Annotated in this window: 8 protein-coding genes and 1 pseudogene; all 9 read right to left on the bottom strand. The window is 64.5% G+C overall.

The genetic code is table 11. The features are described 5' to 3' along the window. Positions 1–1,825 (bottom strand): annotated as a pseudogene (locus tag ACLMAJ_RS34475) (DNA-directed RNA polymerase subunit beta); the annotation flags it as partial. Between the two features lie 428 nt (positions 1,826–2,253). Next, entirely contained in the window at positions 2,254–3,015 is a 762-nt protein-coding gene (locus ACLMAJ_RS34470) for a hypothetical protein (protein WP_412018064.1), read from the bottom strand. A gap of 12 nt (positions 3,016–3,027) precedes the next feature. After that, complete coding sequence (locus ACLMAJ_RS34465; RefSeq protein ID WP_412018063.1) at positions 3,028–3,813, bottom strand: hypothetical protein; 786 nt, start codon at positions 3,811–3,813, stop codon at positions 3,028–3,030. A gap of 121 nt (positions 3,814–3,934) precedes the next feature. Continuing rightward, entirely contained in the window at positions 3,935–5,176 is a 1,242-nt protein-coding gene (locus ACLMAJ_RS34460) for an MCE family protein (protein ID WP_412018062.1), read from the bottom strand. After that, positions 5,173–6,417 carry an MCE family protein gene (locus ACLMAJ_RS34455; RefSeq protein ID WP_412018061.1) on the bottom strand — a complete coding sequence of 415 codons (1,245 nt, stop codon included), beginning with the start codon at positions 6,415–6,417 and terminating at the stop codon, positions 5,173–5,175. The genes ACLMAJ_RS34460 and ACLMAJ_RS34455 overlap by 4 nt, the downstream gene beginning before the upstream one ends. Next, a complete protein-coding gene (locus ACLMAJ_RS34450) occupies positions 6,414–7,682 on the bottom strand; it encodes an MCE family protein (protein ID WP_412018060.1) in 1,269 nt (422 codons plus the stop codon). The genes ACLMAJ_RS34455 and ACLMAJ_RS34450 overlap by 4 nt, the downstream gene beginning before the upstream one ends. A 1-nt stretch (position 7,683) precedes the next feature. After that, positions 7,684–8,703: an MCE family protein gene (locus ACLMAJ_RS34445; RefSeq protein WP_412018059.1), complete on the bottom strand. Its 1,020-nt coding sequence runs from the start codon at positions 8,701–8,703 to the stop codon at positions 7,684–7,686. Beyond that, positions 8,704–9,780, bottom strand: a complete 1,077-nt coding sequence (locus ACLMAJ_RS34440; RefSeq protein ID WP_412018058.1) for an MCE family protein — start codon at positions 9,778–9,780, stop codon at positions 8,704–8,706. It abuts the gene before it with no gap. Then, the gene (locus ACLMAJ_RS34435; RefSeq protein ID WP_412018057.1) at positions 9,777–11,126 is read right to left on the bottom strand and encodes an MCE family protein; all 1,350 of its coding nucleotides are present in this window, start codon (positions 11,124–11,126) and stop codon (positions 9,777–9,779) included. The genes ACLMAJ_RS34440 and ACLMAJ_RS34435 overlap by 4 nt, the downstream gene beginning before the upstream one ends. Positions 11,127–11,158: the final 32 nt, after the last annotated feature.

The raw sequence follows: 11,158 nt of genomic DNA, 5'->3' as shown, positions 1-11,158 counted from the left end.
CGGAACGGATCAGCGGCACGGCCTGACGCTGCATGTTCGCACCCATCAGGGCACGGTTGGCGTCATCGTGCTCGAGGAACGGGATCATCGCGGTCGCGACCGACACCATCTGACGCGGCGACACATCCATATAGTCGACCTCGGCCGCCGAGACGAACTCGACCTCTTCACCGAGACGACGGACCAGGACCTTGTCTTCGAGGAAGCGCCCGTCCGCGTCGACCGGCGAGTTGGCCTGCGCACGAATGTGCCGGTCTTCCTCGTCGGCGGTCAGGTACTTGACGTCATCGGTGACCTTGCCGTCGACCACCTTGCGGTACGGGGTCTCGATGAAGCCGAACGGATTGACCCGCGCGTACACCGACAGCGAACCGATCAGGCCGATGTTCGGGCCTTCCGGTGTCTCGATCGGGCACATGCGGCCGTAGTGCGAGGCGTGGACGTCACGGACCTCGAGACCGGCACGCTCACGGGAAAGACCACCGGGGCCAAGTGCCGAAAGACGGCGCTTGTGGGTCAGACCCGACAACGGGTTGTTCTGGTCCATGAACTGCGACAGCTGGGATGTTCCGAAGAACTCCTTGATCGCGGCGACCACGGGGCGGATGTTGATCAGGGTCTGCGGCGTGATCGCCTCGACGTCCTGAGTCGTCATCCGCTCGCGAACGACACGCTCCATCCGGGAGAGACCGACCCGGATCTGGTTCTGGATCAGCTCGCCGACGGTGCGAAGGCGACGGTTACCGAAGTGGTCGATGTCGTCGACCTCGACGGGTACCTCGGCGCCGCCGGGGGCCGTCATGTTCCGATCACCCGCGTGCAAACGCACCAGGTATTCGATCGTGGTAACGATGTCTTCCTTGGTGAGTACCGATGCGGTGATCGGCTCGCCGAGGTGGATACCCAGCTTCTTGTTGATCTTGTAGCGACCGACGCGCGCCAGGTCGTAGCGCTTCTCCTTGAAGAACAGGTTCTCCAGCAGAGTCTGCGCGGACTCCTTGGTCGGCGGCTCGCCCGGACGCAACTTGCGGTAGATGTCCAGCAGCGCCTCGTCTTGACCGGCGGTGTTGTCCTTCTCCAGGGTCGACATCATGATCTCGGAGAAACCGAAACGCTCAGCGATCTCCTCGGTCGACCAACCGAGCGCCTTCAGCAGCACGGTGACCGGCTGCCGACGCTTGCGGTCGATACGGACACCGACGGTGTCGCGCTTGTCGACGTCGAACTCCAACCACGCGCCGCGCGACGGAATGACGCGCACGCTGTGCAGGTCCTTTTCCGTGCTCTTGTCGACGCTGTTGTCGAAGTAGACACCCGGCGAACGCACCAACTGCGAAACGACGACGCGCTCGGTGCCGTTGATGATGAATGTGCCCTTGTCGGTCATCATCGGGAAATCACCCATGAAGACCGTCTGGCTCTTGATTTCACCAGTGTTGTTATTGATGAACTCAGCGGTGACGAACAGCGGCGCCGCGTATGTCATGTCCTTGTCTTTGCACTCATCGATAGAGGCCTTGACCTCTTCGAAGCGCGGGTCAGAGAAGGAGAGGGACATCGAGCCGGAGAAGTCCTCGATCGGCGAGAGCTCCTCGAGCACCTCCTCGAGTCCGCCCGTTAGCCCGCCGTCGCCGCGGAGCGCGGCTTTTTCACGCCATGAAGGCGATCCGATCAACCATGCAAATGAGTCCGTCTGTAGATCGAGAAGTCCGGGCACCTCCAAGGGCTCACGGATCTTCGCGAAAGACACCCTCAATGGGGCTCCGGGGATTCCGGCAACTGCCTTGGTCTGGGTGGAGACTGCCAAGATGCGTCCTTCCAGCACCTCACGCGCGTCGCGTGGTGGTCCGCGACCGTCGCTTGTCTGCTACGAATTCCGCTGGTTACAACCCGAACGAAACCCGAACAGGCAACAGCGGAAGTAACACCGGAAGGGTGGAACTTACGTGTGCGAATCGAGGTATGGACAGGAGGCAGCCAGCGCAACGTCCAAACCTACACCTATGTACAGCGAGGTGTCAAAGTACCACCCGAGCAAGCCTCCGCGTGGCGGCGCGCCGTGAACAAAATGGCGGGCGCGCCGTGTCCGAATCGCTGGCTGCGTCCGGGAGCCACGGGGCGCTTGGAGCCACTGTGACAGCTGCCGCTGTTGTGAATAGCGTGACGGGTCGGGCGAAACTCGTCAAGTGGCAGCACCGAGCGAGCAGGTACCGAGATCGCCTGCCGCGCTGGAAGATCACCTGGTCGAGCAGCTCAATTGCGATCGACGATGTCGCTGGCCAGCCAGCGACCGTCCTTTTTCTGCATGCGAAGCACGATCGGACCCGACGCGCTTTCCTGCGCCACACCGTCCTTGTTCGCGCTGACGACCATATTGACGAGCAGCTCGGCCTTATCGTCGGTGAGCAAGGTCACTCCGATTGGCTTCGCTTCGACATCGGCGCTGGTCTGGGCCTGTTTTATGGCTGCGATATTGGTGTCGGCGAACTTGTCGAAGTCGGCGAGCATCTGCCCGGTGACGACCCCGTGCACCGAGTCCTTGTAGCCGTCCAGCTTCGTCACGTCGTAGGCGAACACGGTGCGCAACGCATGCTCCCCCGCCGCGCTCACTTCCTCGGTGGCCTTGGTCTGCACATAGGCCTGGTTCGAATCGTCGATGCCTGGCCGGAATGCCGCGAGCACCGCGAAACCGGCGAGCAGCACCGTCGCGGCGCTGCACGCGACGACCACCCACCAGCCGGTATCAGCGCGCCGCAGTGGCAGACGAGGGGGCCTCGACCCTGTTTCGCGCTGCGGTGGCGTCCCGTTTTCGACCGCCTCCGCATTGCTCGACGCCCTGGAGCGTCCACCCGTACGCGGCTCGTCGGCGGCGCGAATCTTGCCGGTCGGTCGACGGCTCGGCGCGACCTGCTCGGTGGCGGGGCGCCGGTTGCGGCCTCCCGCGCTGGACACCGCGCGGTCGGTTGCGGCGCGATTCCTGGGTGTGACCCGGTTGACGGGTCGTTTGGATGCCATGAATCGGTCCTCCTACGAGCCGGGCTTGGTCGGGGGCGCGGGTGCGGGGGCACCGGGCGCTTGCGGCGCGCCGGGGGCACCGGCCGGGTTCGGTGCGTCCAGCGGCACCGGCTGCCCGAGCGACTCCGCGTTCTCCGCCTTCCAGACGTCGCCGTCCTTGATCATGTTCAGCGTCCACGACTGCCGGAAGCTGACCGGTGCGACATCGGGCACGCTGCGCGTCACCTGCAGCACAACCAACGCCGATGCCCGGTCGCGCTCGGAGTTCAACGAGGTCAGCGCGGCGCCGAGCACCTTGGAATCCAGCTTGGTCTTCGACTCCGATGCCGTTGTCCGTAGCTGTTCCTGCCCCTTGGTCGCCTCGTCGAGCAATTGCCCGGTCATCGACGACTGGATCATCTTGATCGAGCCGTCCACATCGTCCGGATTGATCGACATCAGGTTGATCGCGGCTTGCCTGGCATCGGTCAGCGCGGAATCACGCGCCTCGGTGCGCGGACCGTCGGTGAAGTACGCGGCGCGCACCCAGCCAGCGCCGAACCAGGCCGCCGCGGCCAGCGCGATGACGAGCGCGACGGCGGCCACCGCGGTGACTACGAGCGGGGGCCGTCCACCCGGGCTGTCATCGACAGCATCGACGGGCACCGAATCGGACGCACTCACAGCCTGCTCCGACTTCGTTGGATCAGCGGTCGGCGACTCGGCGGCAGCCTCCGTAGGGACGGCCACCGCGGGGTCGGATTCCGTGGAATCGGGCTCGGCAGGTTCTGGCTGTTCCTTGGAAAGATCGGGGGTCACGAGTGCACACCCTAATGTAATCAGTCGGACGGAGTCCGTCGCCAACCGCGCATGGCCGGAGCGAAGGCGGAGGTACGCCTAACGTCGGTCTTTTATTACGGCATCGCCGCGGCGGTCGTGGTCACCGCTTCGGGGTAACCCCCAGCAGGGTGGCCATCTGTACGGCGATCGGGTTCAGGTTCAGTTTTTCCGGATCGGTCTTCGGGTTGGAATCCCACGGCTGCACAATGCTCGGATCGGCGAGGTCGGCCCGCTCGCCACCTCGCACGGCGGTCGGATTACCAAACGGCACAGTGCATTTCGCGTCCCGGTTGAACGGGAACTCGTCGCGCGTGTCGTCGAAATCCGGGTTTTCCCGCTTCATCTGCTCGAGTATCCGCTGGGTCCCCTCGTAGCCCTGCGTACACGCGGGCGGGTTGTTGGCTTCGAGCACGAGGCCGAAATGGCTTGTTTTGTCGCCGGGCGCGGTCGAGGATGCGCCGATCGACAGCGACGGCAGCATGATCAGCAGCGGCCGCAGCGCGTAGAACTTGGGCGAGATGGCTTGCAGCAGCTGGCGCAGGTTCGCCAGATCCGCGGTCAGCGCCGGGCCGCTCTCGTTGAGCAGTGCCCCGATCTGGTCGCTCGCGTCGGTTCCCGTCCCGATCAGCCTGCGCAGGTCCGGGTCGCTGGAACGCAGCTGAGCGGTCAGAAGGTCGAGGCCATTGCTGAATTCGCGGATGGCGCCGGATTGCTCGGCCTGGGTGCCGAGCGCGATGCGGCCGTCCTTGATCAGCTTGATCGTCTGCGGCAGCGTCTCGCTGAACGTGGTGGTGAACTTGTTCAGCGAATCGACGAAGACCTGGAGATCGTCACCCTTGCCGTTGAAAGCCTTGCCGAGCTCGGTAACGGTGGTGTTCAGCGCCGCGAGGTCGACCGAGCTGGTGAAGGTGTCCACGCTGCCGATCAATTCCTGGACCGACACCGGCGTAGTCGCCGAGGTGATCACCGAACCGTCGCGCAGGAAGGGGCCTCGATCGGAATCGGGCTGCAAATCCAGGTACTGCTCGCCGATGGCGGAGCGGTTGGCGACGACGGCCTTGGCCGCGGCCGGGATGTCCGGCGAGCTCGAGTCGATGACGAGGTTCATCACCACGCCCTTGTCGGAGAGCTCCAGATCGCCGACCCTGCCGACCGGAACACCGCGATAGGTCACCTCGGCGCCCTTGTAGATGCCGCCGGTCTGCGCCGCCTCGACCTTCACCGTGTACAGACCGAAGCCGAACATGTTGTCGAGGCGGATGTACTTGGCGCTGACCAGTACAAGGCCCGCCACCGCGAGCACAACGAAGACGATCAGCTGATTACGGACAAGGCGGGTCATCGCCGAGGACCTTCCACACCGAGTTGGTCGAGAATCGCACCGAGCGGATCGGTCGGCGGCACAACGCTGTTCGCGGGCGCGAAAGCCATATTCGGCGGCAGCGGCAGGATCGATACCGTCGGCCAGCCCGGTCGCGGACCGTTGCCGTTGTAGTACGGGTTGGTCGGGTTGATCACCGGCGTCGGGCCGGTTTTCGGCGGGATATATACCGGATCACCCTTGCCGACACCGAGATTGCTCAGCGTCACGCCGATCTGCTGGTCCACCGAAAGCCAGGTGTTCACCTGGCCACCGAAGGTGCTTTCCAGTGTCGAGTCCGGGAAGGGATAGGTAGGAACAAGCGGCAGCGCGGTGATCAGATCCGGCGCCGCGCGGCCGAGTTCCTGCAGCGTCGGGCGCAGCGCACGCAGATCGGTGATCAGGTCCTGATTGGAGCGGTCGAGCACCTCGAAACCGGCCTGACCGACCCGATCGAGCTGGGCCAGCATCGAAATCAGCTGCGGGCGTTGCTCATTGAGGATCTTGATGCCCTTGGGCAGCTCGTCGAGAATCTTGCCGATCTGATCGGTCTGGGTAGCCACCCTGCCGCTCAACGTCGCGAGACCATCGATGGCCCTCGTGATATTGCCGACCTGCTCATCCAGCCCCGCGATGAGGGTATTCGCCTGCTCGAGCAGCGAACGCACCTTGTCCTCGCGGCCGCCGAGCGTCCGGTTCAGCTCGGTGACGATCGGCTGCAACTGTGCGACGCCACCACCGTTGAGCAGCAACGACATCGCGCCGAGCACCTGCTCGATTTCGGTGGCGTGCCTGGTGTTGGCGACCGGGATCACCGAACCGTCGGCCAGCTTCGCCGGGTCCGCGCCCGCGGTTGGCCTTGTCAGTTCGATGAACTTCTCACCGAGCAGGTTGGTCTGCTTCACCTCGGCCTTCGCGTTGGCGGGCAGCTCGACCGAGGAGTTCACCACCGTCCGCACACTCGCGGTCCACTGGTCCTTGCCGAGGGCGATCTCCTCCACCCGGCCGACCGGCACACCTTCGAGCTTCACCGCGGACTGTGGCACCAGGTCGAGTACATCGTCGAACTGGATGTCGATGTGCATCGGATGCTTGCCGACATCGGCGCCACCCGGCAGCGGAACGCTGTAGATGCCATCGGAGGCGCACGAGGCGACCAGCAGGCCGACAGCGCTCAGTGCGACGGTCGCGACGCCACGACGAATCCTGTTGTGACCGATCATCGGCCACCTCCCTGCGACGGCGGAAGCTGGTTGGAAGGAGTTCCCGGCACGGTTCCGGGTACCGGGTCACGCTGCTCGTTCTCACCGCTGAGGATGCCGAACGGCAGGATCAGCGTCGGCGTCTTCACACCGGCGGTGATCTGGTCGGTGATCTCCTTGCAGCGGTCGAGCAGCGGACGCATCTGCTTGCCGATCGCCTCGAATTTCGGATCGCCCGGCATCAGCTTGCTCAGGTCGAGCATCTTGCAGACGACGCCGAACGGGTCCTGCAGATCGGTGAAGTTGGCGCGCATGTCGAGGGTGCCCGACTCGCCGTTGTGCACGTTGATCAGATTGCTCAGCGCCAGCGGCAGCACCGGAAGCGCGGCGGCCAGATCGTCGCGTTTATCGGCGAGGGTCTTGGTCAGTTCCGTGAGTGCCTGCGCGTTGTCGGCGATCAGGTCGCGGTTGTCGTCGACGAACCGGGCGACATCGCCGAGGCCGATCGACAGCAGGTTCAACGCCTCACCGAGATTCTGCCGTTCGCTTGCCAGGAAGCCGGACAGATCCGCGAGCTGCGTGTTGAATTGGCGCACCTGCGAATCGTTCTGGGTCAGCATGGTGACGAAGCTCTGCAAATTCTTCACGGTGTCGAAAATGTCACCGCGCGCGTCGGACAGGTATCGCGCCGCATGCGAGAGCTGCGTGATGCTGTTGGCCAGCGCTTCACCGTTGCCCGCCAGGTTCGCCGCGGACGTGCGCACCAGCTCGTTCACCGCGCCCTCGGCGTTGGCGCCGTTGGGGCCCAACGCGTCCGACAGCTCGGTGATGCTCTTGTAGAGCTGGTCGACCTCCACCGGGGTGACCGTGCGCTCGCGCGGGATGGTCGCGGTGCGTCCCATCTTCGGCCCGCCGGTGTACACCGGCGTCAGCTGGATGAAGCGATCCGACACCACCGACGGCGTGATCTGCGCGGCCTTGGCCTCGGCGGGGACGTCATATTTGCGGTCGACACTCATGACGACCTTGACCTGCTCGCCCATCGGCTCGACCGAGTCGACCGCACCGACGGGCACGCCGAGGATCCGCACGTCGGAACCCTCGTAGATGCCGACGGAACGATCGAAATACGCGGTGATCTTGGTGGTGGTCGCGCGGTCGAACAACCACCACAGCACCCCCGCGACCAGCACCGCGGCCACCGCGACCAACGCGATCAGGATCTTGGTGCCTCGGCCTGAGGACCGCAGCGCGGTCACTGGTTCATTGCGCCAGCTCGTCGCCATGTCAGTTACCTTCCAGAGGGCCGAGGGAGCGCACCGGCGGTCGATCGCCGGGAATCTCCGGCAGCGCCGGCGGAATCAGATTGACGATCACCGCGTCGAACCAACGGCCTGTGCCGAGCACATTGGCGTAGAGGCCGTAGAACGGCGCCGCGAGCTCCAGCGTCTTGGAGATGTTCTGCTGGTTGGCGTTGAGCAGGTTGATGGAAGCCTTCAGATTGGTCAAGGCCGGGCCGATCTGCGCCTCGTTGTCGTGCACGAGGGCGCTCAGCTCGGCCGCCACCGTCTTGGCGCCGGTGAGCAGCTGCGAGATCGCCTGCTGACGAACATTGAGCTCGGTGAACAGCTGCCCGCCCGAGGCGAGCAGCCGCTCGAACTCGGCATTGCGATCCGCGAGCACCTTGGTGGTCTGCCTGGTCGCGGCGAACATCCGCTTCAGTTCCTCGTCGCGCTTGCCGAGGGTCTCCGAGAGCCTTGCGACGCCGTCGATGGAGCCGCGGATCTCCGGCGGCGTCGTCGCGAAGGCTTCCGAGAGCACCCGCATGCTGGTGGCCAGCTGCGCGGTGTCGATCTCGTCGATGTTCTTCGCCGCGTCACTGAACGCGTCGACAACGTCATACGGGGAAAGCGTGCGCGACAACGGGATTCGCTGACTCGGATTCGCGGGCTCGGAGCCCTTCGGATCCAGCGCCAGATACTTCTGACCGAGCACGGTCTTGATCTGAATGGACGCGGTGGTTTCGTTGCCGATCCACGCGTCCTTGGTGCGGAAGTCGATGAGCACCCGGTCACCGTCGAGGCGGACATCCGACACCGCACCGACCTTGACGCCCGCGATGCGAACCTCGTTGCCCTTCTTGATGCCAGCCGCTTCGGTGAACTCCGCGGTGTACTTGGTGCCCGCGCCGATGATCGGCAACCGGTCGAGGAAGAAGGCGGAGATCGCCACCAGTAGCACCATGGCGATGCCGAGCACACCGATGAAGGCAGGGCTGCGCTTGCCGAGCAGCATCCGGTCGTCCATCTAGCGCCCCTTCCCGCTGCAGCGCGGTGCGGCGTTGGTGTAGAGCGGCTGGTTGATCGTCGGCATCCCGGCCGGGAGGTTGAGCTGCGGCCCATCCGCTACGCCCGGTCCGACGACGAGGTCGATACCGCACAGATAGAACTGGAACCACGAGCCGTAACTGCCGACGCGGCCGAGCTTTTCCATCTTGATCGGGAGGTTGTGCAGAACCTCGTTCACGTCGTCCTTGCGCTCGTTGATAGTGCCGGTGAGCTGGTTGAGCCCGGCGATCGAACCTTGCAGCGAAGGACGGGTCGGGACAAGCAGATCCGAGGTCGCCGAGGCCAGTTTGCCCAGCGAGCTCACCGAACGGCCGATCGTGTCGCGCTCGGCGGCAAGACCACTTACCAGGGCCTCGGTATTGACGATCAGCTGGTCGAAGTTGTCCTCGCGCTGATTGATGGTCTCGAGCACGGCGGTCAGGCTCTTCACGAGTTCACCGATGACCGCGTCTTTGTCCGCGATCTTGTTCGTCAGGCTCGCGGTGCTGGTCACCAGGTCTTTGATGGTGCCCTGCTCGCCCTGGAAGACCTGGATGATCTCGAAGGACAGCTTGTTCACGTCGTCGGCGGTGAGCGTGTGGAACAGCGGACGGAAGCCGTTGAACAGCGTGGTCAGGTTCAATGCGGGCCGCGTATTTTCCAGCGGAATCGTCGCGCCCTTGTTGAGCTTGCGGCCCTGTTCGCCGGCGCCCTGCTCCAACGCGATATAGCGCTGGCCGACCAGGTTTCGGTAGCGAATGGTCGCGGTGGTGGAGGCGGGCAGCCAATTGCGGTCGGCCACTTCGAATTTCACCTCGGCCAGCCGCTTGTCCACGATCGAGACACTGGTGACCTTGCCGACTCGCACGCCCGCGATGCGCACCTCGTCGCCATTGTTCAGCGAGGTGACATCGGTGAACCTGGCCTTGAACTCGGTGCCGCCGCCGCCGTAGTTCGCGATGGAAAGGCCGAGGACGGTGGTCGCGAAGAGGGTCACGAGCACGAAGATGATCAGCTTGGTCAGCGGCGATCCCATGCCACGCAGCTTCTGTTTCATCGCACGCTCACCTCACTTCCGCGGAATGCGGGCGCGCCGATCCGAGTCACCCAGCCGGGCACTTGTTCCGGCGGAACATCGTTCGCCGCACCGTAGATCGCGCCCAAGGTCTGCTGCTCCATCGGCGAGCCCGCCGTGCTCGGCGCGCTTGCGGCCGGGTAGACGCCGAACTGCGGAGTTTCCAAGTACCCGGTCTGCTGATCGCCGGGGTTGCGGCTGGGCACCTGATAAGAGCCTTCGTTCGCGGGACCGCCCGTGTACTGGCCCGGGTCGACACCGAGTGGGTACTCCGGAACACACCACGGTCCCCTGGTGTCGAGCCAGCGCGGCTCGTCCTGGTTGGGCAGGTATTTGCCGCGGGTGTTGACCAGTTCGATGGTCACCCGCGAGCCCGGCCGATCGGTGCCCTTGCCGAAGATCTTGTCGATGCGCGGCTTCATCTTCGCGAAGTTCGCCAACGCACACGCGTAGGTCGGCGAGTAGGTCGCCAGCAACTCCATCGCGGGCCGGGAGTCGGCGGCCAGATCGATGATGTTGTCGTGGTTGGCGATGAGGAAATCGGCGGTGGTGGCCGCGGTCGGGGTGAGCGAGGCCATCAAAGTATCGATCTGTGAACGCTTCTGCACGATGGTCGCGTTGGTGGTGCGCAGATTGTTCAAAGCGTCGACGAGCTGCGGCGCGGCATCGGAGTAGGTGGCGGCCACGTCGGCGAAGCTCGCAAGATCGGCTTGCAGATCCGGCATCACCACGTTGACCTCGCGGAAGATGTTGTCCAGCTTGTCGACCGTCTCGCCGAGCGCGAGCCCCTGACCGGACAGCGCCTGCGAGAGCGAGCCGAGAGTAGCCGCGAGATCCTGCGGCGGAATCGCCTGCAGCAGGGGCAACAGGTCGTCGAGCAGCTTGCTGATCTCGATCGCGTTGCCGCTGGTGTCCTGATGCAGTGTCACGCCATTGGTCAAGTGCTGGGCGCTCGGTTCGTCGGGGATCACCAGATCCACGTACCGCTCGCCGAAGAGCGTTTTCGGCAGCAACCGGGCTGTGGCGTTCACCGGAATCTGTTCGGCCTTGCCGGGATTCAGCGCGAGCGCGAGGGTGACCTTGCCGTTCTCGGACTCACTGGAGCGAACCTCACCGACATTGACACCACGGACCTTGACGTCCGCGTTGCGGGTGAGCGAATTGCCGACGCTGTCGGTGATCAGATCGACATCGACGGTCTTCACGAACTGCTTGTTGTAGATCGCGACGGTCGTCCAGAGGAACAGCGCGCAGATCACGAAGAAAGCGATACCGAGGACCCGTGTGCGCACCTTCTCGGTAGCGCGCCAGGCCTGGACTGAACTCATGACCGCGCCTCGCTTCGCTCACCACGGATGCG

Origin of the sequence: Nocardia arseniciresistens, assembly GCF_046764875.1 — a bacterium.
In the GTDB taxonomy this organism is placed as follows: Bacteria; Actinomycetota; Actinomycetes; order Mycobacteriales; family Mycobacteriaceae; genus Nocardia; species Nocardia arseniciresistens.
This window is presented reverse-complemented; position numbering and strand designations above follow the sequence as displayed.

What these genes read in the sequence shown, in the direction of transcription:
- ACLMAJ_RS34470 (WP_412018064.1), bottom strand. Translation starts at nt 3,015, where the DNA reads ATGGCATCCAAACGACCCGTCAACCGGGTCACACCCAGGAATCGCGCC.
- ACLMAJ_RS34460 (WP_412018062.1), bottom strand. Translation starts at nt 5,176, where the DNA reads ATGACCCGCCTTGTCCGTAATCAGCTGATCGTCTTCGTTGTGCTCGCG.
- ACLMAJ_RS34455 (WP_412018061.1), bottom strand. Translation starts at nt 6,417, where the DNA reads ATGATCGGTCACAACAGGATTCGTCGTGGCGTCGCGACCGTCGCACTG.
- ACLMAJ_RS34450 (WP_412018060.1), bottom strand. Translation starts at nt 7,682, where the DNA reads ATGGCGACGAGCTGGCGCAATGAACCAGTGACCGCGCTGCGGTCCTCA.
- ACLMAJ_RS34445 (WP_412018059.1), bottom strand. Translation starts at nt 8,703, where the DNA reads ATGGACGACCGGATGCTGCTCGGCAAGCGCAGCCCTGCCTTCATCGGT.
- ACLMAJ_RS34440 (WP_412018058.1), bottom strand. Translation starts at nt 9,780, where the DNA reads ATGAAACAGAAGCTGCGTGGCATGGGATCGCCGCTGACCAAGCTGATC.
- ACLMAJ_RS34435 (WP_412018057.1), bottom strand. Translation starts at nt 11,126, where the DNA reads ATGAGTTCAGTCCAGGCCTGGCGCGCTACCGAGAAGGTGCGCACACGG.